Source organism: Streptomyces sp. TN58, from assembly GCF_001941845.1.
Taxonomy (GTDB): domain Bacteria; phylum Actinomycetota; class Actinomycetes; order Streptomycetales; family Streptomycetaceae; genus Streptomyces.
The window spans coordinates 7,160,686-7,187,089 of record NZ_CP018870.1 but is presented as its reverse complement, the minus strand read 5'-3'; the positions used below and the strand labels follow the sequence as shown (position 1 = coordinate 7,187,089).

Here is a 26,404-nt window from a genome sequence, read left to right as displayed (position 1 = left end):
GTCCATCGTCGGCGGGGGTGGCGGTGCGGTCATGAGTAGCCGTACTCACCGAATATGACCGAACGGTCACAAGATCGGGGTCGGGGAACGCAAGGTCCACGGCCCGCATCTAGCAGTGCGGCGGAGCCCTGTCGGGGCACCGCCGCACGGTATCTGCACAGTGTGAGCGGCAAGGCGGGGCTGGGATGAAGGCGGTAAGGGTGGCGGGCGGCTCCTCGGAGGACCCGAAGTCGGAGGACCCGAGGATCGAGGGAACCGCCGTCGCGGGAACGGACCCTGATGACACGTCCACGGACCCGGACACCGAGGACGGGGCCGAAGCCGGCGCCGTGCCGGAGGACCGGTCGTCCCCCGCCGCCGGGGCGGGCGAGGGCGAGCCGGATGCCGAAGCCGTCGAGCGGGCCGGTGCGTCGGCCGAGGCCGGCGAGACGGCGGCCCCTGTCCCGGCGGACACGGACGCGGAGCCAGAGGACGGGGCGGCAGCGAAGGATGCCGACGCCACGCGCGTGCTGAAGGCACCCGTGCACGCCACTGCCACCGACCCGGCCGACGATCCCGGCGCGGAAAGCCGGACCGACTCCGAAGACGCCCCGGCCGACGCGGTTGAGCCCGAGGGCGCCGATGCGGAGGGCGAGGCTCCGGAGGCCTCGGACGCCACGCGCGTGCTCAAGATGCCCGCGCGGGCCGCCACCGACACTCCCGACGACGCCGACGCTGTCGTGCCCGCCAAGGCCGCGACGGCCGGGGGTGGCAAGCCCGGAGGCAGGGACCCGGAGGGTGAAACCCCGGAGGCGTCCGACGCCACGCGCGTGCTCAAGGTGCCCGCGCGGGCCGCCGCCACCACCGCCACTCCCGAGGACGCCGCCGAGGAAGGGAAGGGCGCCGAGGAGGGGGACGACGCGTCCGCGGATGCCGAGGATCCCGCCGCCGGGGTCCCGGAGGGGGACGACGTCACGCGCGTGCTCAAGATGCCCCCGCGCCCCACCGAAGCCGACGGAACGCTCACGCTCGCCAAGCCCAAGCCCAAGCCCGAGCCCGCGCCCGAGCCCGCGCCCGAGCCGAAGCCCGAGCCCGAGCCAAAGCCCACCGCCGTCGGCGGCGGAGACGCGAAGCGCCCCGCGGCGGACCGGGCCGAGCCCGGAGCAGGGCGCTCCGCCGGCGAGGACACCGCCCGCAAGGACGGCGACGGGCCGCGGGTACCCGGATGGGCCAAGGGCGGGAACGCGGACTCCGAGCGGACGAGCCAGTTCGTCGCGCTCAAGGACCTCGACGTCCCGCCGCCGGCCCCGGCCCGCCCGCAGCCGCGCCCCCAGCCGCAACCGCGCCCGCAGGCGGCCCCTCAGCCCCTGCCCCCGCTGGACCTCCTCGCCGAACTCACCAACACCCCGGCCCCGCCGGAGACCCCGCGCCGCACCGCGCTGCGCCGCGTCAAGGTGTGGGCGCCGATCCTGCTGCTGCTCGCCGGAGCCTGCATCGGCGGCCAGATGCTGCGGCCCCTCCCCGCCCCCCGGCTCGTCGCCGCCGAGGCCGAGCGCACCGTCGACGGGCAGTTCGCCATACCGTGGCCCGGCAAGGGCCAGGGCGCCGTCCGCGTGGTCGGTTCCGGCGACATCGGCACCTTCGGTGAGCAGAAGCCCGTCCCGACGGCCAGCGTCGCCAAGGTGATGACCGCCTACGTGGTCCTCAAGGGCCACCCGCTGCGCAAGGACGAGGCCGGCCCCGCCGTCACGGTCGACGCGAAGGCAGTGGCGGACGGCAACTCCGAGCACGAGTCCCGGATCACGGGCCTGACCGCCGGCTCGAAGTTCAGCCAGCAGGACATGCTGAAGATGCTCATGATCCCCTCGGGCAACAACATCGCCCGCCTGCTGGCGCGCTGGGACACGGGCACCGATTCCGAGGCCGCGTTCGTGGAGAAGATGAACTCCGCCGCCCGAGATCTCGGGATGAAGGACACCACCTACACCGATCCGAGCGGTCTGGACGCGGGCACCGTCAGCACCGCCGCCGACCAGCTGAAGCTCGCCGAGGCGGTGATGAAGGACGATGCGTTCCGCGCGATCGTGGCCATGCCCGAGGCACCCGTCAAGGGCCTGGGCACGAAGCTAGTCAACAACAACCACCTGCTCACGGACCTGGATCTGAGCGTCCGCGGCATCAAGACCGGCTCCAGCACGCCCGCCGGCGGAACCTTCGTGTGGGCGTCCTACAAGCGGGTCGGTGACAAGGACCGGTTGATCCTCGGCTCGTTGATGGAGCAGCGCGCGCCCGCCCCCGACAAGGACGCCCTCAACAGCCTGGCCCTGGTGAAGGCGAACAGCAAGAAGATCATCGAGGCGGTACGGTCGGGACTCGCGTCCACCGCGCTCGTCCGCAAGGGCGACACGGTCGGCTACGTGGACGACGGGCTCGGCGGCCGTACGCCGCTCGTGGCCGTCAAGGACCTGAACGTCGTCGGCGTGCCCGGGCAGCGCTTCAAGCTGTCCCTGACGGCCGGCGCGTCGCCGCTGCCGCACACCGCGAAGGCCGGCACGGAGGTCGCCGTGCTGACGGCCGGTGAGGGCGAGGGGGCCCAGAGCGTCCCGGTGGCCGTCCAGGGGGCCCTCGCGGAGCCCTCGTTCGGCACCAGGCTCACCCGCCTGGGCTGAGGAGGATCCCGGCAGCTGCCATCCGCGAACAGCCGTCAGCTGCCGTCCGTGAACAGCAGACGGTTGGGGGTGCCGGCGCCGGTTCCGGTCAGGACGTCCTTGGTGGACGTCTCGACGAGCCGGCCGGCGACCTCCTCGGGCGTGGCGGCGGGGTGGGCCGCCTTGTAGAGGACGGCCGTGCCGGTGACGTGCGGTGCGGCCATGGAGGTGCCGTCCAGGGCGACACCGCCGCCGCCGAGCAGCGCGGAGTCGATCCGCTCGCCCGGTGCGTGGATCTCGACGCACTCGCCGCGGTTGGAGAAGCCTGACTGCTCGTCGGCCTGGTTGCTCGCGGCGACCGTCACCACCCGGTCGGCCGAGGCCGGGGAGACCGTGCAGGCGTCGGCCCCGGAGTTGCCGGCGGCGACGACCGGCAGGGTGCCCGACTCGGCGACGGCGGTCGCGGCCCTGTTCACGGCGTCGGAGCGGCTGCCGCCCAGGGAGACGTTGAGGACGGCCGGCTGCCGGGCGTTCCGCGCCACCCAGTCCAGCCCGGCGACGACCGCGGAGTACTCGCCGCGCCCGTCGCAGCCGAGGACGCGGACGCTGACCAGCCGGGCGGCGCGGGCGACACCGTACGTCCGGCCGCCGACGGTGCCCGCGACGTGCGTGCCGTGGCCCTCGCAGTCCCGGCCGTCGCCGCCGTCCCCGACGGCGTCGAATCCTGGCTCGGCGCGGCCCTCGAACTCGGGGTGGCCGTAGTCGATGCCGGTGTCCAGGATGTACGCGGTCACTCCGGCGCCGTCTCCCGCGGCGGTGTAGTCGCCGTCGAGCGGGAGGGTCCGCTGGTCGATGCGGTCCAGGCCCCAGGTGGGGGCGGGAACCCGGGGGGCGGGCAGTGCCGCGGGGCCGGCCGGGGTGGGCGGGGCGGAGATCTCCGCGTCCGCCTCCACCGAGCGGACGCCGGGGGTGGTGCGGACGGCGTCGAGCTGCTGTGGGCTCAGCGGTGCCGCGAAGCCGTTCATCGCGGAGCCGTACACGAAGGTGGGCTCCAGTCCGAGCCGTTCGGCCAGGCCGGGGGCGTCGACGTCCTCGTCGAGGCTGACGATGTACTTGCCGGGGACTGCGGCGGAGGACGTCAGGAGCGGAGCCCGCACGGGTTTCGGGGCGTCCGCGGCCGCGGCGCCGGCGAGTGCGGGGGTCGCCGCGATCAGGGCCGCGGCGGTCAGACGTGCGAGCAGGCGCATGGAGGTACTCCCCAGGAGGTCGGCGGTCGTCAGGAGACGGCCGCTTCCTCGTCCGTGCTCGGTCGCGGCCTCCCTCTCCTTCGGACGGGGCGCGGGAGGGCTTGAGGGCCTGCTCCTCACATGGCCCAGCGCCGCCGCCGGACACGTCCGGCGGCGCGGCCGCGGGCAGGCCGGCCGCGGTCTGTGCCGTGGCCGGCCCGCTCGGCCGGGTCCGAGTGCGCCGCCGGGTCATGCCCCGTGGTGCGCCGCCGGTCAGGCGCCGGACGGCATCCGCGACGGGCGGCCCCTGCCGCGCGTCAGGGAGTACCCGAAGATCCCCGCGAGGGCGCCGAGCACCCCGCCGGCCGCGGTCCAGATCCAGCGGTCCGACCACCAGCCGCCGGACCAGCCGTCCTCGGGCTCGCTCAGGGATCCGGTCACGGTGCCGGCGACGAGCGGTGTGGCGAGGGCGCCGTCCACCGCGTAGGCGCCGCCGGCCTCCTGTACGTCGGCCTCGACGGCCGCGCGCACCGGCAGGCCCAGGTCCTCGTCGGGAAGGTCCACGACCGTCAGCCGGACGTAGTAGCTCCCGGGCAGCGGGTCGTTGGCCCACGGCTCCGCGCCGGCGCGGACCGTGCGCAGGGTGCAGGACAGTTCGACCGTGGCGGCCTCCTTGGCCGCCGCCCGCGTCTGCGTGCCGTACGTGCAGGCCTGGCGGCGGCGCAGGCCGTCGTAGACGTCGAGCTGCCAGGTCGAGGCGCCGTGCCGGGCCGCGGAATCGGGCAGGGTGACGGCGGCCTTGACGGTGGCGCGCTGCTGCGCGTCGATCGGGAGCACCCAGTACAGGTAGTCGCCGCTGGAGGCGCCGGCCGTGGCCTTCTGGCCGGGCCGGAAGGGCGTGGCGGTACGGAAGCTCGTGCCCGCCTCGGTCGGGGCCGACTCGGCGCGGGCCGCGTCCTTGCCGGTGGTGGCGCTCGGCGACGGGGTGTCGGCGACGGCAGCACCCGCGGCCGTGCCGGCCACCGCGAGGGCCGCGGCGGCCGCGAGCAGGCCCGCGGTCAGTGTGCGTACGGTACGCATCAGTTGGTCCTCCAGACGGAGATGCGCCAGCGCGAGATCCATCCCCACACCAGGCCGGCCAGCAGTCCGGCCAGCACCAGCACGGCCGGCGTCCACCAGCCGCGCCCGAGGCCGAAGGCGGCGGCGTCGGAGGCGCTGGCGGGACCGTCGACCAGGTCGATGGTCAGCTCGACGGGCATGCCGGGGGTGGTCTTGACGGAGGCGGGGGCGGAGAAGGAGTTGCTGACCTGGAGGCAGACGGTCTCCGCCGCGGGCTTCGCGTCCGAGTCCGCGCCGGAGTCGTCGACCTCGGCCTTCGGGTAGCGCAGGCCGGTGGAGAGGACGTCGGTACGGCCGTCGCCCGCCTCCGAGCCGCGTACGATCTCCCGTCCGTGGACGGTCGTGGCGCGCAGCAGGACGCCGTAGTCGTTGTTGACGGCGCGGTCGGCGCCGATGCTCACCGAGGCGCGGAGCTCCTGGCCGGGCAGGACGTCCACCCGGTACCAGCGGTGCTCGCCGAAGGTCTCGCGGTCGCTGTAGAGGCCGGCCTTCAGCTGCGGGGCGCCCTCGCACTGCTTGGCTCCCTCGGTCGCCACCGGGTTGACGACGGGGTCGGCGGCCCGGTCGACGAGTTGGCGGACCCTGCCGGAGAGCTCGGCCTTGTGCTGCACGGAGGTGTACGTGCCGCCGGTGGCCTCGGCTATGCAGGTGAGCTGGGCGCGGGTCTTGGCGTCCGGAACGAGCCCGAGGGTGTCGATGACCAGGTGGATGCCCTTGGCCGCGATGTCGCGGGCGACCTCGCACGGGTCGAGCGGGGCGCAGGTGTCCTCGCCGTCGGTGATGAGCACGATCCGCTTGGTGGCGTTGCCGCCCTCCAGGTCCTGCGCAGCGCCGAGCAGGGCCGGGCCGATGGGGGTCCAGCCGGTCGGGGCGAGGGTGGCGACGGCGGTCTTGGCCTCGGTCCGGTCGAGGGGCCCCACCTTGTAGAGCTGCTTGGTGTCCTTGCAGCCGAGGTTGCGGTCGTCGCCGGCGTAGTCGGCGCCCAGGGTCCGTATGCCGAGCTGGACTTCGGCGGGGACGGCGTCGATGACCTCGTTGAAGGCCTGCTTCGCGGCGGCCATCCGGGACTGGCCGTCGATGTCGTTGGCGCGCATGGAGCCGCTGACGTCCAGGACGAGGTCGACCTTGGGGGGTTCCTTCGCCGTCGGTCCGTCGGCGGCTGTGGCGCTCGCCGGGAGGAGGCCGACGGTCAGTGCGGCGAACAGGCCGCAGGCCCGGGCCGCAAGCCGTTTTCTTGTGATCATCGCCGGATCGTATTGAGGATCGTGCGGCAATCCAAAAGCAGCGGCCCGGCGGGCGGGCGGATATCCGGATGCGTGGGGCGGGGGTCCCCTCCTAGGCTTCGGGGATGAGTACCCGTACCTTCCGTATCACCGTCCGTGGCGCGTTCGACGGGCTGACCGACGGCCAGCGGGCCGAGCTGCTCGCGGGCGCGGCCGAGCACGACATGCTGCGTGCGGAGTTCACCGCCGAGGGGCACCTCACGTACGACCTCGCGGCCCGCCCCTTCTTCACGTTCCGCTTCCTGGATTCGGGCGAGGCGGAGGAGGACATCCTCGACGCGACGGCTCGCGCGGAGCTGGCCGCGGAGAGCTGGCTGACGGAACGCGGGTACGGCTTCAAGCAGGTGCGGTCGCAGGCCCAGGACCTGTCGCTGGCTCCGCTGGGCAAGCGGCAGCGGCGGGAGGCCGCTCGGGGCTGACCGGGACGGGACCCGGCCGGGGCGGGCGAGGCGGGGGGAGCGCGGTCAGGGCCGGGCGTGCGGGGCGAAGACGGTCGCGAGGTGTGCGGCGAGTCGCTGCGGGGTCGGCGGGGAGAGCCGGGCGCCGAGGTAGCCGTCGGGGCGGATGAGGACGGCGGTCGGCTGCTCGGCCGCGTAGAGGCGGGCGAACTCGCCGCCGGTGTCGTGGTAGGCGGGCAGTACGGCCGGGCCCGCCGGGGTGTCGGGTGGGGTTCCGGCCGGCAGGACGACGCAGGTCTCGACGCGGCCGCCGGAGGATTCACGGGCTGTGGCGGCGAGTTCGTCGAGGCCGGTGCCGTAGAGCAGCAGGACGTGTTCGCGCTCGCGCAGGAGGTCGGCGAGGCGCAGCGGGACGGCGGCGATGGGCGAGGTGAGGCCGCCGCAGTCCGGGGCCCGGTCGCCGGGGCGGGGTCCGGGGCCTTCGCCGGGCGGGTCGACGACGGGGCTTGCGCGGTAGCCGACGAGCAGTTGGGCTTCGCGCAGCATCAGGGTGTCGGCGTCCTCGGGGTCGGACTGGACGCCTTGGGCGGCGTGGCGCATGGTACGGCCGACGACCTCCTCGCCGACCGGCCTGCGTTCGGCGTCGTAGCTGGGCAGGAGGCCGGGGTGGGCGGCGCCCTCGACGGCCAGGGCGAGCTTCCAGGCCAGGTTCCAGGCGTCCTGGATGCCGGTGTTCATGCCCTGGGCGCCGGTCGGCGGGTGGATGTGCGCGGCGTCTCCGGCGATGAAGACCCGGCCGTGGCCGTACCGGTCGACGATGCGGTGGCTGATGCGGAAGACCGACGACCAGCGGATGTCCGAGGCGGTGGTGGAGGTCGGGGAGAGGCGGTCCAGGACGGTCTGGATGTCGGCGAGTTGCGGGGCCCGGCCGCTCTGGAGGCCGTGGGCCACACCGTCCGCGGCCTGCTGGGCGGTGGACAGTTCGGGGGGCACCTTCATGGACATCCGGTAGCGGCCGCGGCCCGGCAGCGGGATGCAGACGAGGACGTCGTCGACGGCGCCGGCGCCGTCGAGGTGCATGGCGCGCAGGGAGTAGCCGTACGGCAGGTCCCAGTCGACCGCGACGTCGGCGAGCATGTACTCCTCGGGGAGGGCGCCGCCCTCGAAGGAGAGGCCGAGTCCCTTGCGGACGATGCTGTGCGCGCCGTCGCAGCCCACGAGGTACCGGGTGCGCAGTTCCTCCTCGGCGCCTGAGGGGGTGTGCAGCCGGCTGGTGACGCCGTCGGCGTCCTGGCTGAAGGACACCAGTTCGGTGCCGCGTTCCACGGCGGTCCCCCAGCGGCCCAGGTGTTCGCGGAGGATGCGCTCGGTCTCGTACTGCGGCAGTGCCGCGAAGCGGTAGGGCACTTCGGGCGGCAGGACGAGGTCGATCCGGGGCTGCTCGGCGCCGTTGACGTAGGTGAGCTGCCCGCGCATGGGGACGGCCGCGTCCAGGACGGCGCGGACCATTCCCATGCGGTCCCAGATCTCCAGCGTGCGCGGCTGGATGCCCACGGCCTTGGCGAACGGCAGGGGCGCGGGGAGGCGGTCGACGATCCGGCAGGAGACGCCGCGCCGGCGGAGCTCGGCGGCGGCGGTCAGCCCGATCGGGCCGGCGCCTACGACCAGTACGTCCGTCGTGCTGCTGTGGCCCACTGGCGTCTCCCGGCGTGCGGCCCCCGTCAGAGTCGGTCTGCCTCCATGGTGGCCGTACGCCCGGCGTACGGCATCTCGGTGCGATCTTCGCGGGCCCGCACACCCCTGCGCACCCGCCCCTGCGCACGCCTGCGCGACTCTGCGTGCGCGGGGGGGCGCGTCGGGTGGTGCGTCGGGTTACTCGACGACGAGGTCGACCTCGATGTTGCCGCGGGTGGCGCGGGAGTAGGGGCAGACCTCGTGGGCCTGCTTCACCAGGAGGGCGCCCGTCTCGCCTGCCAGGGAGTCCGGGAGCTCGACGCGCAGGGTGACGGCGAGGCCGAAGCCGGCGCCGTCCTTGCCGATGGAGACCTCCGCGGTGACCGAGACCTCGCTGGTGTCCGCCTTGGCCTGGCGGCCGACCAGGCCGAGCGCGCTGGCGAAGCAGGCGGCGTAGCCGGCGGCGAAGAGCTGCTCGGGGTTGGTGCCCTGCCCGTTGCCGCCGAGCGCCGGAGGCATGGCGAGGGCGAGGTCGAGCCGGCCGTCGGAGCTGACGGTGCGGCCCTCGCGGCCGTTGGCGGTGGCGACAGCGGTGTAGAGCGCGTCCATGAGAGTTCCTCTCGCAGAAATGATCCGTGGCGGCGGCCGGTGTTTCCCGACTGCGCCCCACCAGTAGAGCACGCAATTCAGTTGTGCACAATTCAATGCCTCGCAAGTCCTACCCGGGTACACTGGCCGACATGACCCAGCAGCCCGCCGCGACCCACTCCGAGCAGGACTTCCTGCGCCTCGACGGCCAGATCTGCTTCGCGCTGAACGCCGCGACCCGCGCCTTCGGCGGCCTCTACCGCGTCGTCCTCAAGGACCTGGGGCTCACCTATCCGCAGTACCTGGTGATGCTGGTGCTGTGGGAGCACGGCGAGATGCCGGTCAAGGAGATCGGCCGGCACCTGCGGCTGGACTCCGGCACCCTCTCGCCCCTGCTCAAGCGGCTGGAGGCGGCAGGACTGGTGCGCCGCGAGCGCAGCACCGAGGACGAGCGCTCCGTGCGCGCCGCCCTGACCGACGAGGGCGCGGCGCTGCGCGCCCGGGCGGTGGAAGTGCCGCGGCGGATCGCGGCGGCCACCGGCTTCGACCTGGCCGAGGTCGTCGACCTCCAGGCCCGGCTGAGCCGCCTGACCGCCGCACTGGACGCCGCCGTGCCCCTGGAGGAGGCACGGGAGGCCCGGCAGACCCCGGAGGCCCCGGAGGCGTAGCCGCCGTCCGCGACGGACACTGGGCCCACCCCACCCTGCGGCAGGAGGTGCCCGATGGACCCGGTTGCGGCGCTGGACCGGATCGCGTTCCTGCTGGAGCGCGCGATGGCGCCGACCTACCGGGTGCGGGCCTTCCGTACCGCGTCCGCCGCCGTCGCGCGCATGGGCGGGGAGGAGGCGGCCGAGCGGGCCGCCGCCGGCACCCTGGAGGCCGTCAAGGGCCTCGGCCCCAAGACGGCGAAGGTCGTACGGGAGGCTCTCGCCGGCGGGGTGCCGTCCTATCTGCAGGCCCTGGAGGACGAGGCCGCGGCGCACCCGGAGGGCCCCCCGGCCTCACCCGCCGCCACCGCGCTGCGGGCGGCGCTGCGCGGGGACTGCCACATGCACTCGGACTGGTCGGACGGCGGAAGCCCGATCGACGCCATGGGACGGGCGGCGGCCGGGCTGGGCCACGAGTGGGCGGTGCTGACCGACCATTCGCCGCGGCTGACCATCGCCCGGGGTCTGTCCCCGGACCGGCTGCGCGAGCAGCTCGACGTGGTGGCCGAGCTCAACGCCGACTGGGCGCCCTTCCGGCTGCTGACCGGGATCGAGTGCGACATCCTGGACGACGGGGCCCTCGACCAGGAGCCCGAGCTGCTGGAACAGCTCGATCTCGTCGTCGGCTCGGTCCATTCGAAGCTGCGGATGGACGCGCCCGCGATGACCCGGCGGATGGTGGCGGCCGTACGCAACCCGCTGCTGGACGTCCTGGGTCACTGCACGGGCCGGCTGGTCACCGGGCGCGGCCGGCCGGAGTCGCGGTTCGACGCGGAGGCGGTGTTCGCGGCCTGCGCCGAGGCCGGTACCGCCGTGGAGATCAACAGCCGGCCCGAACGGCTGGACCCGCCTCGGCGGCTGCTGCGGCTGGCCGTGGACGCCGGTACCTTCTTCGCGATCGACACGGACGCGCATGCCCCGGGCCAGCTGGACTGGCAGGTGATCGGCTGCGAACGGGCCGTGGAATGCGGTGTCCCGGTGGAGCGCGTCGTCAACACCTGGCCGGCGGACGACCTGCTGGCCTGGACCCGCACGCGGCAGGCGCCCTGAGGGCGGGCGGCCCTCCCCGCCGGAACGGGTCACGGGCGGAGTTCGGCCACCAGCAGGACCACATCGGCTCCGGCCACCGCCATCACCGTACGGAAGAGGGCCCGGCCCGCGGGACGGCGGGACGCGAGGAGCAGGGCCCCGGCCGTCGCGGCCAGCAGGGCCCAGCCGTACGCCGTCACCCGCCCCGGCGGTCCGGCCACGAGGGCGGCCGCCGAGCCCAGGACGAGCAACCCGGCCAGCGCGGCCGAGCGCCGGGCGCCGAGCCGCTGGGGCAGTCCCCGCACGCCGGTGGCCAGGTCGTCGTCGATGTCGGGCAGGACGTTCGCGAAGTGGGCGCCCGCGCCGAGCAGGGCCGCGGCCGCCGTCAGCCACGGCGGCGGCCAGGGCGCACCGGGCAGCCCGAGGGTGGTGAAGGCGGGCAGCAGGCCGAAGGCCAGGGCGTACGGGGCCCAGGAGAGAACCGTGCCCTTCAGCCACAGGTTGTACCCCCAGGCGGCGGCCACACCGGCCAGGTGTGCGGCGCCCGCGGGGAGGCCGGCCGCCAGCGACAGCGGAACGCAGACCAGCAGTGCCGCCGCCGCCGCCCGGGCCACCGCGGCGGGTGACGCCGTACCGGCGGCCAGGGGCTTGTCCCGTCGGCCCGCGGCCAGGTCGCGCCGGAGGTCCGCCCGGTCGTTGCACCAGCCCACCGAAAGCTGTCCGGCGGCCACTGCCGCGGCGGCGAGGGCCACTCCCGACGGGCCGTGCCCGGCAGCGGCCGCCATGACGGCGGTGAAGAGGGTCACGGCCGCCGCGGGAAGCGGGTGGCACGCCGCCGGCAGGCCCCGCAGGGCCGACAGGGACGACCGGGCGCCGGCGGCATGTCCGTCGCCGGCGGCGCGGGCGGCCGAGCCGCTGCCGTCGCCGCTCTCGGTGAACTGTGTGGTTCGTACGGGCACGGCGACACGCTATGCGGCGCCGCGCCCGGATCGAGTGATTCGTAACGAAGTGTCAGTTGTTTCCTATGGTGACGTAATGACACGTGTTCTGGCAGTGCGCAGCGTGTTCCCGCCCCATCGCCATCCCCAGGCCGAGATCACGGAGGCGCTCGCCCGCTTCCTGCCGCCCGGCTCCGACACCGCCCTGCTGCGCCGGGTCCACGCCTCGGTGCGCGTGGAGAGCCGCCATCTCGCCCTTCCCCTGGAGCGTTACGGGCCCGCGAACGATTTCGGCACCACGAACGCCCTGTTCGTACGGACGGCCCTCGAACTCGGGCCCCGCGTGCTCGAACTCGCCCTCGCCGACGCGGGCCTGACCGCCCCCGAGGTCGATCTCGTCATGTCGACCACCGTGACCGGGCTCGCGACGCCCTCGGTGGAGGCCCGGCTCGCCGCGCGCGCGGGGCTGCGTCCCGACGTACGGCGGCTGCCGCTCTTCGGTCTCGGGTGTGCAGCCGGAGCCGCCGGGGTGGGCCATCTCCACGACCTGCTCGCCGGCCGGCCCGCTCAGGCCGCCGTCCTGCTGTCCACCGAGCTCTGCTCGCTCACCCTCCAGTCCACCGACTCCTCGATGGCGAACCTGGTGGCGGGCGCCCTCTTCGGCGACGGTGCGGCCGCCCTGGTGGCCGTGGGCCGCCACCACCCCCTGTACGCGACGGGCACCGGACCGGAGATCGTCGCCGCCCGCAGCCGCCTCTACCCGGGCACGGAGCACCTCCTGGGCTGGGACATCGGCCACTGGGGCATGCGGATGGTCCTCGGCCGTGAACTCCCGGACCTGGCGCGGCTGCACGTGGCCGAGGAGGTGGAGAGCTTCCTGGCCGCCCACGACCTCAAACCGGCGGACGTCGACGCCTGGATCTGCCATCCCGGCGGCCCGAAGATCCTCGACGCGCTCTCGGACGCGCTGGGGCTGCCGGAGTCGGCGTTCGCGGCGAGCCGGCGGTCGCTGGCCGCCGTGGGCAACCTCTCCTCCGCCTCGGTCCTGCACATCCTCGAAGGCGTCCGCGGCACCGCACCGCCGCCCGGGTCCGTCGGGCTGATGCTCGGCTTCGGCCCCGGCTTCGCCTCCGAACTCGCCCTCCTGCGCTGGTGACCCCGGAGAACCCGATGCACACCCTGACCTCCGTGACCTCCATGACCTCCGTGACTTCCCCAACCTCCTCGACCTCCGTCGGCCTGTACCTGCTGCTCGTCTGCCTGGTCGCCGCCGAGCGGCTCGCCGAGCTGGCCACCGCCCGCCGGCACACCGCCTGGAGCCTGGCGCGCGGCGGCCGCGAGTACGGCCGCGGCCACTACCCGGCCATGGTCGCCCTGCACACCGCGCTGCTGGCGGGCTGCGTGGCCGAGCCGTTGGTGGCCGGGCGGCCGTTCGTCCCGCTGCTCGGCTGGCCCGCGCTCGCCGTCGTCGTCGCGGCCCAGGGCCTGCGCTGGTGGTGCGTCGCCGCCCTCGGTCCACGCTGGAACACCCGGGTGCTCGTGGTCCCCGGTCTGCCGCTGGTGGAGCGGGGCCCCTACCGGGTGCTGCGCCACCCCAACTACGCGGCGGTGGTCGCCGAGGGCGCCGCACTGCCGCTGGTGCATTCGGCCTGGGTGACCGCCCTCGGCTTCACCGTGCTCAACCTGGTGCTGCTGCGCGTGCGGATCGGCTGCGAGGACGCTGCCCTGACGGACGGCGAACGGCTGCGCGCCCCCGCCTCCGTCCCGTCGGCGGGAGCGCCGTCATGATCGACCTGCTGATCGCGGGCGGCGGACCCGCCGGACTGGCGACCGCGATCCACGGCGCCCTCGCCGGCCTGGAGGTCGTGGTCGTGGAGCCGCGGCCCACCCCCATCGACAAGGCCTGCGGTGAGGGCCTGATGCCCGGAGCGGTACGCCGCCTCCAGGAACTGGGCGTGTCCGTGCCCGGACAGCCCTTCCGGGGCATCCGCTACGTCGACGACGCGAGCGGCCTGCAGGCGGACGGGCTCTTCCGGTCCGGACCCGGCCTCGGCGCCCGCCGCACGGACCTCCAGGCCGCACTCGCCGAACGGGCGGCGCTGCTCGGCGTACAGGTCCTACCGCAGCGCGTCGACCAGGTGCGCCAGGGCGTCGACCATGTCACCGCGGCCGGGCTCACCGCCCGCTACCTCGTCGCGGCGGACGGCCTGCACTCCCCCGTCCGGCGCGGACTCGGCCTGTCGGCGCCCGCCACGCCCCGCCGGCCGGCCCGCTACGGGCTGCGCCGCCACTACGCCGTCGAGCCGTGGAGCGACCTCGTGGAGGTGCACTGGTCGGCTCGGAGCGAGGCCTACGTCACCCCTGTGGCGCCCGACCGGATCGGCGTGGCGATCCTCACCACCGACCAGGCGCCCTTCGACGAACAGCTCACCCACTTCCCGCGGCTGGCGGCCCGGCTCGCCGGGGACGCCGGCACGCCCGTGCGCGGCGCCGGGCCGCTGCGTCAGGGCGCGCGCGTACGCGTCTCGGGGCGGGTGCTGTTCGTCGGGGACGCCGCGGGCTACGTGGACGCGTTGACCGGCGAAGGGCTCGCCCTGGCCGTGACGGCCGCGGGCGAACTGGTGCGGTGCGTACGGGCGGGCCGGCCGCAGGCCTACGAACAGGCCTGGCGGGACCTGTCGCGCAGCTACCGCTCGCTCACCGAGTCACTGCTCTGGGCGCGTCGGCGGCCGCGCCTCGCGACCCGGATCGTCCCGCTCGCCGCCCGGCTGCCCCGCGTGTTCACGGGGGCGGTCAACCTGCTGGCCTGAGCGGAGGCCCGCGGGCGCGAACGCGGCGGCACCCCGCGCCCGGTGGCGCGGGGTGCCGCCGCGGCGGTCGCGGACGCCGGTCAGGCGGAGTTCTCCTGGCGGTTGCGCAGGGCCAGTCCGGCGAGGACCGCTCCGGCCGCCGCACTCAGCATGACGGCGGCTCCGGCCCAGGCCCGGGAGCCGCCGACGGTGCCGGCCAGCGGGTCGAAGGCGAGGGACCCGCCGATCACGTGCAGGGCGACCACGCCCAGGGCCGCGGCCGCGCACGCCCGCCACACGGCCGTGGTGTCGCGCAGCGCCACCAGCGCACCGACGCCCAGGCACACCGCGGTGACCAGGAGGGGCAGGAGGCCGAGGGGAGTCGCGGACGGCAGGGCTATGAACTCCTGCGGCAGGTGCAGGGCGCCGCTGACCAGCAGGGCGATGGCCGCCGGCCAGCGCAGCGCGTGCCGCAGCGCCGCCGTGCCCGCCGCTCGGCCGGTGGGGCCGGGGTCGGGCCGCCGGGTCCGCACCTGGTGAGGCGCCTCGTACAGGGCCGGGTAGGGCACCTCGTACGGCTCCTCGCCCCGCACGGGGGACGGCGCGGCCTCGCGGGCGGCCGCCTCACCCGCCCGGGCCGTGCCGGCGGGCCCGGGGCGGCGCTGCGGCTCCGGCTCGCCGGGGGCGTCCTTGCCGAGGATGTTCACCAGCAGGGCCACGTCCTCGATGGACCGTCCGACGGCGGCGGCGCGCAGCGTGATGTCCGCTTCGCCGACCTCGCGCGGGGCCTCGCCCAGCAGGGTGACCATCCGCTGCACGTCCTGTACGGGCCGGGTCACGGCGGCCGCGCGCAGCGCGTCGTGTCCGGCGTCGGGCAGGGGGCCGTCCTCCTTGAGGAGGCTCACCAGGGCGGTGACCTCCTCCACCGGGCGGCAGGTGGCCGCCGTCTCCAGGAGGGTGCGCATGCGCTGGGTGGTCTGCGCGTCGGAGTCGTCCTGGGCGTCCGGCGAGTCCGGGCCGGCCGGCGCGTCCGTTCTGTCCGGCGCCTTCCGGTTGTCCGGGGTGCGGGAGGTGTCGGCCGTGCCCGGGGTGTCGTGGGCGTCCGGGACGTCCGGGACGTCCGGGGCGGTGGGGTCGGGGGTCCCGCGGCGGTCCTCGTGTTGTGTCGCCGCGAGAGTGATGGGGTCATTCATGGAAAGCTCCGTTCGCCGACGCGCGGGTCTACGCAATCGCGCGCCGGTCATCGTGCGTCATGGGAAGCGCACGCTTTGTTACATTGAGTGCCACTTCCGCCCACTGCGCCATTCGGGGCGTGCAAACGGGGGTGCGGGCCGCCGCCGACCGCCGCCGGGCTCCGGGCTCCGGGCTGCTCCGCGCTCCGAGGGAAAGGCGAGGGCCGTGCCCGACATGCGAGTGGTCCGGCGCCGGTGCGCGCTCCTGCTGCCCGTGCTCCTCGTGCTGGTGGGCGCCGCGGCCGGGCCGCGGGGCCCGGTCGTGGACACCGACCGCGGTCCGGTACGCGGCCGGACGCACGGGGCGTACAGCACGTTCGAGGGCATCCCCTACGCGGCTCCGCCGACGGGTCCGCGCCGCTGGCGGCTGCCGGAGCCGGCGCGCCGGTGGGCGGGCGTACGGGACGCCGGCGCGCCCGGCGCGCGCTGTGTCCAGCTGCCCGTGCTCGGGGGCGGCGGACCGGTGGGCTCGGAGGACTGCCTCCACCTCAACGTCACCGTCCCGGCGGGCCCGGCGGCGGGCATGCGGCCAGTGCCGCGCCCGCGACCGCGCCCGGTCATGGTCTGGTTCCACGGCGGCGGCTTCTTCAGCGGCTCGGGCGACGCCTACCGGCCGGAGCGACTGGCGGTCCGGGGCGGTGCGGTGGTCGTGACGGCCAACTACCGGCTGGGCGTCTTCGGCCTGTTCGGCCATCCGGAGCTCGGCGGGGCCCCCGGTTTCGCCCTGGCGGACCAGCGGGCGGTGTTGCGCTGGGTGCGGACGAACGCGGAGCGGTTCGGCGGCGACCCCGGCAACGTCACCGTCTTCGGCGAGTCGGCGGGGGCCCTGAGCGTCTGCGCGCACCTCACCTCGCCCGCCTCCGCCGGCCTGTTCCACCGGGCGATCGTGCAGAGCGGATCGTGCTCGACCACGACGCCGCCGTCCGCGCTGCTGCCCGACCTCGGTACGTACGAGCCGTTCGTGCCCGCGCGGCGCACGGTGGCGCAGGGCGTCCTCGCGGCGGCCCGGCTCGGCTGCGGCCGGCCGTCGGGCGCGCTGGACTGCCTGCGCGGCCTGGACGCCCGTACGCTGGCGACCGCCGACCTGATGCAGCGGTTCTCCCAGGTCTCCTACGGGGACGGCGGCCTGCCGGTGGAGCCGCGGCGGGCGTTGGAGGCCGGACGGTTCCACCGGGTGCCGGTGGTGCAGGGCACCACCCGGGACGAGATCCGCCTCTTCCTGTCCCAGACGCTGGCGGCGTATCCGATCGGCGACGAGGGGGCGTACCGGGCGCGGGCGGCGCGGTCGTTCGGCGTGGAGACGGCCCGGGCGGTGCTGGCCGCCTATCCGGTGTCGGCGTACCCGACCCCGGCGATCGCCTGGGCGGCGGTGCTGACCGACGCGTCGTTCGTCTGCCCGACGCTGCGGGACGGGGCGGCGCTGCGGCGGCACGTGCCGACGTACGGCTACCGGTTCAGTGACCGCGACGCGCCGAACTTCACGGGGCTGGCGCCGGTGCCGGGGCTGCCGTTCGGCGCGGCCCACGGTTTCGAACTGCCGTACCTGTTCACGATCACCCCGCTGGGCGCGGCGCAGCAGGGGCTCGCGGACCGGATGGCGGGTTACTGGACCGGGTTCGCGCGGACCGGTGTCCCGGCCGCGCCCGGTGCCCCGCCGTGGCCGCGGCTGGGCACGTCGGCGCGGGTGCTGTCGCTGGCACCGGGCGCGGACGGGGTCCGTACGGTGGACGCGCGGGGCGAACACCACTGCGCGCTCTGGGACGAGCGGTGGCCCGGGCCCGGGGTCACGACGGCTGGGTGACGCCCCGCGGTCCGCGTGACCGGCACCTGGTCGGCCAGGCGGATGCGGTGCGCGCGGTGGTACGCCCTGAAGTCGCGGCTCACGTCGAACCAGTCGGCCGGCGCCGGTGCGGATGCCGGTGGGCCGGACCGGTGCGGCGGGCGGGCAAGAGGCCGCCACGGCGGAAGTGGTTCCGCGCGGCCGGACGCGTCAGCCGATGACGAGACGGTCTCCCACCCTGACCGTGCCCGGGGTGACGACCGTGGCGAGCACGTCGAGCCGGTTGTCGTGCGCGGCGGCGATCGCCTTCAGGACCAGCGGCGAGTACGGGAGGTCCTGCTGGGCCTGGTTGGTCATCACGCAGCGCTCGCTGGAGCGTTGGAAGTGCAGGCTCACAGTGTCGCCGAGGCGCGCCCGTCGGCCGATCCACTCGTCCTCGACGAAGGGCGGGGTACCGGGAGGCGTGCGCACCAGGAGGTTCGGCCGGAAGCGGCGCTCGTCGACGGGCACGTCCGGCAGCCGGCGGCGGATCCAGTCGAGGGTGGCGGTGGTGAGGACGCTGATCGGCAGCTGGTCGAAGTGCGACACCTCGCCCTCACGGGCCAGTTCGACGTCGTCACGGCCGAGGTAGGCGCGGAGGAAGGCCGTGGGGTCGGCCACCACGCGCCCGTCGGGGTCGAGCAGTTCGGGCGGGCCCGTCTCCCCCGCACCCGTCGCGTAGCGGGAGCGCAGGTGCAGCAGTCCGTCCATGCGCCGGAAGCGCCGGGTGTTCTTGCCCGAGCCGAACTTCCCGGCCGCGTCCCGCACCGCGTACAGCCGGTCGCCCACCAGCCCCCGCGGGTCGACCTGCGCACTGCGCAGCGGCTCACCGCCCGTCGACTTGACCGGATACCGCCACAACCGCTCTGTCACACCCACGTCGTCCGCCACCGCCGCGACGGTAGTACACCCACCCCGACGGCCCACCGGGCGGGGGCTACCGTGGGGCCATGACCAGCTCCACGACCCTTCCCCTCCTCTACCTCGATGTCGACGGACCGCTCATCCCCTTCGGGGCGGGGCCGTACCCGCCCGGGGACGGCGGCCCCCATCCCCTGCTCACCCGCGTGGACGCGGCGCTCGGGCCGCTGTTGGCGGGACTGCCGTGCGAGCTGTGGTGGGCGACGACCTGGATGGCGGAGGCCAACGCGTGCGTCGCGCCGCTGCTCGGGCTGCCGGAGCTGCCCGTGGTGGCCTGGCCGGAGCCCTCCGACGAGGACGGGCGCGGGGGCATCCACTGGAAGACACCCGCCCTCCTCGAACACGCGTCGGGGCGGCCTTTCGTGTGGGTCGACGACGAGATCACCGGGGCGGACCGGGCCTGGGTGGACGAGCGCCATCCGGGCCCGGCGCTGTTGCACCGTGTCGATGCGGGCGTCGGCCTGACTGCCGGGGAGGTCAGGGCGCTGGGGGCGTGGCTCCGTTCGGTGTAGCCGTCCACGACGCGGCGACCAGGGAGCGCTCCGCCGCCGCCAGGTGGGTGGCCGCGGCCAGCCAGGCCCAGGCGTAGCCGTCGGGCGAGGGGTCGGCGAGCCGGCCGAAGGCGTCGCGCGGGCGTCGGTCGGCCTCGGCCGCCAGGGCGGTGGCCAGGTCCGCCGCGGCGGTGAAGCCGGCCCGGCGCAGCGGGTGGTGCGCGGCCAGGGCCGCCGTACCGCGGGCCGCTTCGGCGACGGCGCGGCGGCCGCCGGCGACACCGGTCTCCAGCAGGCGGCGCACCCGCCACAGAGGAGATTCGGCCAGCGGGTCCGGGGCTTCGGCGGCCGGCAGGGGGGCGGCCTCGGCCGTCTCCGCGGCGGCGTCCGGCGGCGGGAAGTGCTCGCCCTGGAGGCGGTCGTAGCCGAGATCGGCCCGGCCCAGCCATTCCCCGGGCAGCCGCAGCGTGTACGGCGCGCCGGGCACCGGGCCGACGGCCAGCGGGCGCAGCGTGGCGGCGCGGTCGAGGTCGGGACGGCCCAGGACGCGCACCCGGAGGCCGGGGTAGGAGGCGATGCGCCGCAGGTTCTCGGTGTGCGGCAGCTCCGGGTGCGGATGCGCGGGGAGCAGCCTCAGCAGGGGTGCGTTCGGTCCTGCCTCGCGGACGACGAGGTGGTCACCGGACGCCCCGACGACCGTGACATCGCAGCCGATCAGGGCGGTTTCCGTGTCGGCCGCACCGGCCGGGGCCGCCTGCAGCGCGGCGACGGCCTCGGCCGCGGGGCGGGCGAACAGCGCGGCCGCGGGCCCGTCGGCCCACGCGGCGCCGGGCAGCGGAGTCGCCTTGACCCCTCGTCCGGCGCCGAGCCGGCCTTCCGGGGAGACGGTCGCGCCGACGATGCGCAGGCCTCCCCGGGCGAGGCCGGCGTGGTCGAGGGTGGCGCCGCCGAGGGCGACGGAGGCCCGCCCGGCGCCGCGGGCGCGGGCCAGGCCACCGGGGCGGACGTCCGACACGGAGTAGCGGGAGCCGTCCGGGGCCATCACGTGGGTGACGACCCCGCCGTAGCCGGTGGCCGAGAGCACCGGTTCCCGGCACAGGCCCCGCACCTGGAGGCTGCCGCCCTGTGTGTAGGCGCGCCGGGAGCTACCGGTCAGTGCGGGGCCGGCCGTACCGGAGGCCAGTACCCCGGCGGTGTGCAGGAGTTCGCGGAAGGAAGCGGTGAGGTCGCCCAGGCGGTGCGCGGTGCGGCGTTCCCGGGCGGCGCGCAGGCCCCGTACGACGCGGAGGGCGGCCGCCTCCGCGCGGGGCAGGCCGGCCAGGCGGGCGGTGTGCGCGGCGCGCAGCAGCTCGGCCTGGACGACGGCTCCCCCGGCGGTCACGCCGGCCGACAGTGTCTGCGCGGCGGCGTGCCAGAGCGCGGCCGCGGCGCGGAGCTGGGCGCCGGTGAGGGCCGGGACGGGCTCGTCTTCGGGCTCGGCAAGGGCTCCGGAACCGGATCCGGCTCCGGCTCCGGCTTGGGCGCGGGCGCCGGCTTCGGCTTCGGCGCGGGCTTCGGCGGATGGGGCCGCCGGCCCCTGCTCCGTTCCCTCGGCGACGGCACCGGCCGGCTCGGACGCGGGCTCCGGCGGCGCCGCGTCGGCGAGCGGCGCGGCGCCGAGCGCGGCCGCCCGGTGCAGGCACCGGGGCGTCAACAGGCAGGTGCAGGTGGCCTGTCCGGCCTCGGTGACGGTCCCCGCCGGGCCGGGCCGCAGGGTGACGAGGGCGTCCTCGCCGAAACGCAGGGTGACGCTTCCGTCGGCCTCGGGGGTGGCGGAGTCCGCGCAGGCGGCGGTGGCGTCGTCCAGCTTCTTGCGCAGCCGTGCGGTGAGGCTTTCGACCGCTTCGGCGAGCACCTCGGGTGCGACGGGCGGCAGTTCGGTGCTCAACGGGACTCTCCACGGAGGCGGTCGCCCACCCAGCGGGCGAGGGCGAGAGGACTGAGGGCGGCCACAGGCATGCCGGCCGCGACGAGTTGCCGTGCGACCGGGACCGAGTACCGGGGCGTGCCCGTGTCGTCGAGTGCGGCGCAGCCCATCAGATGGGCGCCCGAGGCGGCCAGCGCGCGGACCTCCCCGAGCAGTCCGCCGATCGGTCCGCCTTCCTCGAAGTCGCTGACCACGACGACGAGGGTGCGACTCGGCACGGTGATCAGCGAGCGGGCGTGGGCGAGACCGGCGGCGATGTGCGTGCCGCCGCCGACGCGTACCTCCAGCAGCAGGGAGAGCGGGTCCTCGACCCGGTCGGTGAGGTCCACTACCTGCGTGGAGAAGGCGAGGAAGTGGGTGGAGAGGGTGGGCACGCCGCCCAGTACGGCGGCGGTCAGGGCCGACCAGATGACGGAGGCCTCCATGGAGCCGGACACGTCGACGACCAGGACGAGCCGCCAGTCGGCCTCGCGGCTCGCGCGGGTGCTGAAGACGGGCCGCTCCGGTACGACGACGACCGTGCCGTCGGGTCGGCGGCGAGCGTGCGCGAGGTTCGCGCGCAGGGTGCGGGCCAGGTCGAGTCCGCCGCCCGGACGACGGGAGGGGCGTGGTGTGGTGAGGCCCGAGAGGGCCGGCCGCATCCGGGTGGCGAGTTCCTTGGAGAGTTCGTCCACCAGGCGCTTCACCAGGGGCCGCAGCCGCGCGAGTTGGGCCTCCGGCATTCCCCCGGCGAGGGACAGCACCGAGCTCAGCAGTTCGACTGAGGGCCGCACGGCCGCCGGGTCGAGCTGGGCGAGCACGTCGGTGCGGCCGGCTTCGGCGGCACCGGCCAGCACCTCCTCCCGTACGTCGGCGCCGAACAGCGCTTCGAGCTCCTGCGACCATTCGCGGGCGGTGGGGAAGGAGGCCTCCTGACCGCCGGCCCGGCCCGGTCCCTGGCCGGTGCCGAGGTCGCCGGCCCCTTCGCCGTGTCCGGAGCCGTACAGCTCGTCCAGGGCGTGGGCGTAGCGGCGGGCGCCGGCCGGGAGCCGGTCGCGTTCACGGCCGAGCAGGAGCCGCCAGCGGTCGGCCGGGGCCAGCCGGTGCGCCTCCGACCGGGCGGTGGGGGCGGACGCCGTCCCGGGGACGTCCGAAGACGGGGCCGGTGCGGGCGGGACCAGGTCCGGTTCCGCCACCCGTTCGGTAGGCGGTTCCTGCGGCTGGGGCAGCGGAAGGGCCTTGAGGGCGGCGAGGCCGGCGGCGTCGGCGGCGGCCCAGAGGGCGAGCAGCGCGGGCGGTGCGTCGAGCGCGAGGTCGACGCGGTCGCCGAGGCGCTCGGTGACCGTGTCCAGCAGCCGGTCGCGGGCGGCCGGCGCGAGCGCGTCGAAGCCGCCGCGCAGGGCGGGGAGACGGTCGAGGAAGTCCTGGTCGGCAAGGTGCTCGACGCGGTCGAGGAGCGGGGTGAGGGCGGCCGGCGAGGACTGCAGCAACGGGCCGGCGGCGGTGAGCAGTCCGGCGAGCCGGCGGGTCAGGGCGCGCCGGCTGTCGGCGGTGCCGGTGCTGTCGATCCATCCGGCGGCACGGTCGCCGAGCGCCTCGGCCGGGTCGAGGTCGAGGAGGACCCGCACGGCCAGGGCGGCGCCCTGCATCAGCGGCGACGCGGTGGCGGCGAGCGCGGCGAGGGCGTCGTCCGTGCGCAGGCCCAGATGGTGGGCGCAGGCCCGGTCGGCGAAAGCCACGAGGGCGGCGGCGTCGGCCGGGTCGTCGCTGCCGGCGAGGCCGGGCAGAGAGCGTACGGCGGCTTCGAGGAGCTCGCCGGTGAGCGCGGCGCAGGCGGCGCGGGACGCGGCGGAGGTGCCGGGGAGGTGGCCGCGGTGCAGGGCCTCCAGGAGGTCGACGGCGTCGAGGAGTTCGGGCAGGGTCGCCGTCCGCGGCAGGACGGCGGCCGCCTCGTGGAGGCGTACGTCGACCAGTTCGGGCAGGTCGCACCGCGCGGCGGCGGCCAGCCCGGCGAGGATCTGGGCCGGCGTCGGGCCGCCTTCGGCGGCGGCACGGCGGGCGGTCTCGCCGAGCGTCCCGGCGGCCGCCTGGGCGGCGGTGACGCCGCGCACGCCGGTGAGGTCGAGCCGGGCCGGGACGGAGGGCGTCCAGGACAGCCGCCACTTGGTGCCGAGGGCGGTGCCGTCGCCGGTGGCGGCGACCGTGAGCGGCTCCCCGTAGGACGCGCCGCAGACGAGGAGGCGCTGGAGCAGGACCTCGCGGCGGCCGTCGAGGGCGGAGCGCAGCGGGTCGAGGCGGATCTCGCGGGGTGCGGGGTCCTCGGGGCACGGCAGGCGCAGCTCGGCGAGTTCCGCCTCGACGGACGGGCCGAGCCCGGAGCGGGGGGCGTGCGGGGTGATCCGCCCGCGGGCGGCACCGACGAGCACCGCTTCGAGGGCGTGGGCCAGCGCCCGGCCCCGGCCGAGCGGTTCGCCCTGTCCGAGGACGGTGGTGACGGCTTCCAGGAGCTCGCCGCGGCCGGGCGCGGGGAGCCCGCGCAGGACGGCGAGGTCGCAGGCGAGGCGGAGCGTCTCGGCCGCTTCGCCGGTGCCGGCGGTGTGTCCGGCCCGGCGCAGCTCCCGGCAGAGTCCGGTGACGGCGACGGACGCCGCCTCCCGGACCCGCTCGGGGTCGCCGCCGGCCTGGAGGACGGCCTGCTGCCAGAGCGGGTCGCGGATGCCGGCGGGGTATCCGGAGCGGGAGTCGAGCAGGTCGAAGGAGTACGGCACGAGGGAGGTGACGGCGGCGTCCACCGACCCGGCCGGGTCCGACTCGGCCGGGTCGGCCTTGGCCGGGCGTCGACCCGGCGCGGACCGGACCGCGTGACCGGGTGCGGCACCGTCGGCGGCGTCTGCGGCGTCTGCGGCGTCTGCGGCGGAACCCTGGCCGGCTGCGGGCGGGCTGTCCGTGCCCCGGGCGGCTGCGGACTCCGCTGCGGCGCTCCCGGTCGGGAGGGGCGCAGCGGTCGTCCCCGGCAGGTCCGGTCCGTCGGCCTCGGCCTCGGCGGTCGCCGACGGCGTCACGAGCGCCGGGGCGTGGAAGGAGCCGATGACGGCGGCCACCCGGTGGCCGCCGGCGGCGGCTCCGGCGATCACGGCGCGCATGTGGGCCTCACGGGCGAGGTCCCGGTCCGGGATCGGGCCGTCCTCGCGCAGGGCCCAGCCGACGCCGAGCGCGGCCCTGCGTACGGCCTCCGGAGAGCAGCCCGGTGCGAGGACCTCGACGGCTCGGTCCCACAGGTCGTCGCCGTCACGGCCCGTGCCTGCGGCGGTGAGCCCGTCGGCGAAGCTGCCGGCGCGACGCGGGCCGCCGCCTGCCGCAGCGGTGTCGCCCCCGGGAGCCGTGCCCGCCTGGGGCGTTCCGGAGGGGACGGCTGCCGTCGGCGCGTCCGGGCCCGCGGCGGCATCCCGCGCCGGGGTGTTTGCCCCAGAAGAAGCCGGCGCGGCGGACGGGTACGCGGCCGAGGCCGAAGCGACGCCGGAGGCCGAGCCCGCGCAGGGCGCTGCGGTCGCCGGGACCGGGACCGCGGCGGCGTGCCGCACGTCGGCGGTGCCCGGTGCCGGGGCGCTGCCGGCACCCGGGCCCGGAGCCCTTCCGGAGGCGGTCGCCGCGGCCGAAGTCGGGGCCGTGCCCGAGGCCGCAGCCGTGATCGCGGACGAGACCGAGGCCGAGGCCCTGTCCGTGGCGGTCGCCGAGACCGACGCCGCGGCGGCGGTCGGGCTCGACGTGGACGTGGTGTCCGCGGCCCGCGGCGGGGCGGCGGGGCCGTCCGCGGGCGGGGTCGGGTGGGGGACGGCCGGACGGGGGGTCCAGCCGGGGTCGGACAGGGGGAGGTCGCAGCACAGGACGGCCGCGCCCGATCGGCGGGCCCAGCGGATGGCCGCCAGCTCCGGGGAGAAGTCCGCGAACGGGTAGAACGCCAGGCGGCCGTCCTCGCCGGTGCCCGCCAGGGCGACGGGGGCGACGGTCTCCGGGTCGGCCAGGTGCTCCAGCCACGGCTGGAAGTCCGCCGGGAGCTCCACGCAGACGACATCCGCGCCGGAGGCGTCCAGCAGGGCCGGCACCACCGCGGCCAGCGCGGGGCTGTGGTGCCGTACCCCGATCAGGTAGGGCGCGCGGGCCGCGGCGAGCGCGTCGACCGCGGCCCGCGGGTCGGTGTGCGTCAACGCAGGCTCCCGCGCAGGTCCCAGAGGCGGCGCCACATCGCCGAGCCGTCCTCGGCGCGGCGCCGGACCGGGCCGTCCCAGTACCCCAGCAGCCTTCCGTGGTCGGCCGGGTCGTCCTTGCGTACGACGCCCAGCAGGTGCCCCGGCAGCAGGTCCAGCACGTCCCCGTCCGGCAGATAGGCGGCGGCGACTCCCAGCGAGGCCGCCACCTGGACCGCCTCGGCGGTGGACATGACCGTGCCGGGGCGTTCCACGTCCCAGCCCTCGGCGGAGCGTCCCGAGCGCAGGTCGCGGAAGACGGTGACGAGCGCGTCGAGCACGGCGTCGTCCACGCCGAAGGCGGCGCCGGCCCGCTGGACGGCGGCGACGGCCTGGCGGCGGATCAGGGTGGCCTCCGCGTCCGCGTCGGCGATGGGGGCGACGGTCTCGAAGTTGAAGCGCCGCTTGAGGGCGGCGGACATCTCGGAGACGCCGCGGTCGCGGAGGTTGGCGGTGGCGATGACGGTGAAGCCGGGGGCGGCGGAGACCACGGCGTCCTCGGTCGAGGTCAGTTCGGGCACACTGACCCGCCGGTCCGAGAGGATCGAGACGAGCGCGTCCTGTACCTCGGGCAGGCAGCGGGTGATCTCCTCCACCCGGACGACGCGCCCGGTGCGCATGGCGGAGAGCACCGGGGAGTCGACCAGGGCGTCCGGGCTCGGGCCCTGGGCGAGCAGCAGCGCGTAGTTCCAGCCGTAGCGGAAGGCGTCCTCGGTCGTGCCGGCGGTGCCCTGGACGGTCAGGGCGCTGGTGCCGCAGACGGCGGCGGCCAGCAGTTCGGACAGCATCGACTTGGCGGTGCCGGGCTCTCCGGTGAGGAGCAGGCCGCGCTCTCCGGCGAGGGTGACGACGCACCGCTCCACGAGGGCGCGTTCGCCGACGAACTTGGGGGCGATGGCCAGCTTGGACGGGAGGCCCGCGCGGCGCTTGGGCAGGGCCAGTTCGGTGCCGTCGCTGCCGCAGACGAAGGTGACGACGGCGCGAGGGGTCAGGGCCCAGCCGGGCGGCCGGGGGCCGGTGTCGTGGGCGGCGAGGAAGGCGAGCTCGGCGGCGTGCCGCTCTTCGGCGGGCAGCATCTGCCGGGCGGCCGGGGCGGATGGTTCGGTGACGGTCACGGGTGGTTCCTCTGCGGTGTGCGCGGGGTGCGAAGGGTGGTGGGGGCCGGCGCGGCCCACCGTGTCAGGTGGGCCGCGCCGGCTCCGCGGCGGGCCAGGGTGTCGTCGAAGTGGCGTCGGCCGCCCGTGAGGGCGGGGGTGGCGGGGTCCGGTGCGTACGCTCGTACGGCGCGGGAGGGAGTCGACGCGGGCGTCGGCGACCGACGACAACGCGGCGAGCGAGCGTGCCGGACCCCGCCACCCAGACGGGACTTGGACG

At 76.1% G+C, this 26,404-nt stretch carries 20 protein-coding genes; 9 read left to right on the top strand and 11 right to left on the bottom strand.

Translation table 11 applies throughout. The features are described from left to right. Nucleotides 1-185 precede the first annotated feature (185 nt). Nucleotides 186-2,648 carry a serine hydrolase gene (locus tag BSL84_RS32535; RefSeq protein WP_234363589.1) on the top strand — a complete coding sequence of 821 codons (2,463 nt, stop codon included), beginning with the start codon at nt 186-188 and terminating at the stop codon, nt 2,646-2,648. A 35-nt stretch (nt 2,649-2,683) separates the two neighbouring features. Here BSL84_RS32535 and BSL84_RS32530 read toward each other — a convergent pair whose 3' ends face one another. From BSL84_RS32530 to BSL84_RS32520, 3 genes are all read right to left on the bottom strand, one after another. After that, nucleotides 2,684-3,874 (bottom strand): S8 family peptidase, encoded by a 1,191-nt coding sequence (locus BSL84_RS32530; protein ID WP_030026113.1) that lies wholly within the window; start codon nt 3,872-3,874, stop codon nt 2,684-2,686. A gap of 252 nt (nt 3,875-4,126) precedes the next feature. After that, entirely contained in the window at nt 4,127-4,933 is an 807-nt protein-coding gene (locus tag BSL84_RS32525) for a hypothetical protein (protein ID WP_030029089.1), read from the bottom strand. After that, entirely contained in the window at nt 4,933-6,216 is a 1,284-nt protein-coding gene (locus BSL84_RS32520; protein ID WP_030029088.1) for a VWA domain-containing protein, read from the bottom strand. Before BSL84_RS32520 ends, BSL84_RS32525 begins: the two co-directional genes overlap by 1 nt. Before the next feature lie 104 nt (nt 6,217-6,320). Here BSL84_RS32520 and BSL84_RS32515 point away from each other — a divergent pair, with 104 nt between their 5' ends. After that, nucleotides 6,321-6,674, top strand: coding sequence for a DUF6204 family protein (locus tag BSL84_RS32515; protein ID WP_075971816.1), 354 nt, complete (start codon nt 6,321-6,323; stop codon nt 6,672-6,674). A 45-nt stretch (nt 6,675-6,719) separates the two neighbouring features. Here the strand turns inward: BSL84_RS32515 and BSL84_RS32510 are convergent, their stop codons facing one another. Together BSL84_RS32510 and BSL84_RS32505 are read right to left on the bottom strand one after the other, a co-directional pair. Next, nucleotides 6,720-8,348, bottom strand: a complete 1,629-nt coding sequence (locus BSL84_RS32510; protein WP_030029086.1) for an FAD-dependent monooxygenase — start codon at nt 8,346-8,348, stop codon at nt 6,720-6,722. A gap of 177 nt (nt 8,349-8,525) precedes the next feature. Next, entirely contained in the window at nt 8,526-8,936 is a 411-nt protein-coding gene (locus BSL84_RS32505) for an organic hydroperoxide resistance protein (RefSeq protein WP_030029085.1), read from the bottom strand. A gap of 131 nt (nt 8,937-9,067) precedes the next feature. Here BSL84_RS32505 and BSL84_RS32500 point away from each other — a divergent pair, with 131 nt between their 5' ends. After that, nucleotides 9,068-9,583, top strand: a complete 516-nt coding sequence (locus BSL84_RS32500) for a MarR family winged helix-turn-helix transcriptional regulator (protein ID WP_051873207.1) — start codon at nt 9,068-9,070, stop codon at nt 9,581-9,583. A gap of 54 nt (nt 9,584-9,637) precedes the next feature. Beyond that, nucleotides 9,638-10,672 carry a PHP domain-containing protein gene (locus tag BSL84_RS32495; protein WP_075971815.1) on the top strand — a complete coding sequence of 345 codons (1,035 nt, stop codon included), beginning with the start codon at nt 9,638-9,640 and terminating at the stop codon, nt 10,670-10,672. 29 nt (nt 10,673-10,701) lie between these two features. Here the strand turns inward: BSL84_RS32495 and BSL84_RS32490 are convergent, their stop codons facing one another. After that, nucleotides 10,702-11,610: a UbiA family prenyltransferase gene (locus BSL84_RS32490; protein ID WP_079273381.1), complete on the bottom strand. Its 909-nt coding sequence runs from the start codon at nt 11,608-11,610 to the stop codon at nt 10,702-10,704. Between the two features lie 76 nt (nt 11,611-11,686). On the opposite strand from BSL84_RS32490, the gene BSL84_RS32485 reads away from it, so the two are divergent. The 3 genes from BSL84_RS32485 to BSL84_RS32475 are packed head-to-tail and all read left to right on the top strand — an operon-like array spanning nt 11,687 to nt 14,399. After that, entirely contained in the window at nt 11,687-12,745 is a 1,059-nt protein-coding gene (locus BSL84_RS32485; RefSeq protein ID WP_030033358.1) for a type III polyketide synthase, read from the top strand. Between the two features lie 50 nt (nt 12,746-12,795). Continuing rightward, complete coding sequence (locus BSL84_RS32480; RefSeq protein ID WP_234308339.1) at nt 12,796-13,377, top strand: isoprenylcysteine carboxyl methyltransferase family protein; 582 nt, start codon at nt 12,796-12,798, stop codon at nt 13,375-13,377. Continuing rightward, nucleotides 13,374-14,399 carry an NAD(P)/FAD-dependent oxidoreductase gene (locus BSL84_RS32475; RefSeq protein ID WP_045321327.1) on the top strand — a complete coding sequence of 342 codons (1,026 nt, stop codon included), beginning with the start codon at nt 13,374-13,376 and terminating at the stop codon, nt 14,397-14,399. Before BSL84_RS32480 ends, BSL84_RS32475 begins: the two co-directional genes overlap by 4 nt. An 80-nt stretch (nt 14,400-14,479) precedes the next feature. Here BSL84_RS32475 and BSL84_RS32470 read toward each other — a convergent pair whose 3' ends face one another. After that, complete coding sequence (locus BSL84_RS32470) at nt 14,480-15,571, bottom strand: hypothetical protein (RefSeq protein ID WP_075971814.1); 1,092 nt, start codon at nt 15,569-15,571, stop codon at nt 14,480-14,482. Between the two features lie 214 nt (nt 15,572-15,785). Between BSL84_RS32470 and BSL84_RS32465 the strand changes: the two genes are divergently transcribed. Next, nucleotides 15,786-17,411, top strand: a complete 1,626-nt coding sequence (locus tag BSL84_RS32465) for a carboxylesterase/lipase family protein (RefSeq protein ID WP_075972354.1) — start codon at nt 15,786-15,788, stop codon at nt 17,409-17,411. 189 nt (nt 17,412-17,600) lie between these two features. On the opposite strand, the gene BSL84_RS32460 is transcribed toward BSL84_RS32465, so the two are convergent. Further along, the gene (locus BSL84_RS32460; RefSeq protein WP_051873380.1) at nt 17,601-18,320 is read right to left on the bottom strand and encodes an MOSC domain-containing protein; all 720 of its coding nucleotides are present in this window, start codon (nt 18,318-18,320) and stop codon (nt 17,601-17,603) included. 59 nt (nt 18,321-18,379) lie between these two features. Between BSL84_RS32460 and BSL84_RS32455 the strand changes: the two genes are divergently transcribed. Further along, the gene (locus BSL84_RS32455; RefSeq protein WP_075971813.1) at nt 18,380-18,862 is read left to right on the top strand and encodes an HAD domain-containing protein; all 483 of its coding nucleotides are present in this window, start codon (nt 18,380-18,382) and stop codon (nt 18,860-18,862) included. On the opposite strand, the gene BSL84_RS32450 is transcribed toward BSL84_RS32455, so the two are convergent. The 3 genes from BSL84_RS32450 to BSL84_RS32440 are packed head-to-tail and all read right to left on the bottom strand — an operon-like array spanning nt 18,828 to nt 26,106. Then, the gene (locus BSL84_RS32450; protein ID WP_075971812.1) at nt 18,828-20,768 is read right to left on the bottom strand and encodes a hypothetical protein; all 1,941 of its coding nucleotides are present in this window, start codon (nt 20,766-20,768) and stop codon (nt 18,828-18,830) included. The two genes, BSL84_RS32455 and BSL84_RS32450, sit on opposite strands and share 35 nt — an antisense overlap. Further along, nucleotides 20,765-24,991 carry a DUF5682 family protein gene (locus tag BSL84_RS32445; protein ID WP_234363588.1) on the bottom strand — a complete coding sequence of 1,409 codons (4,227 nt, stop codon included), beginning with the start codon at nt 24,989-24,991 and terminating at the stop codon, nt 20,765-20,767. The genes BSL84_RS32450 and BSL84_RS32445 overlap by 4 nt, the downstream gene beginning before the upstream one ends. Continuing rightward, the gene (locus tag BSL84_RS32440; RefSeq protein ID WP_420711132.1) at nt 24,988-26,106 is read right to left on the bottom strand and encodes an ATP-binding protein; all 1,119 of its coding nucleotides are present in this window, start codon (nt 26,104-26,106) and stop codon (nt 24,988-24,990) included. The genes BSL84_RS32445 and BSL84_RS32440 overlap by 4 nt, the downstream gene beginning before the upstream one ends. Between the last annotated feature and the right edge of the window lie 298 nt (nt 26,107-26,404).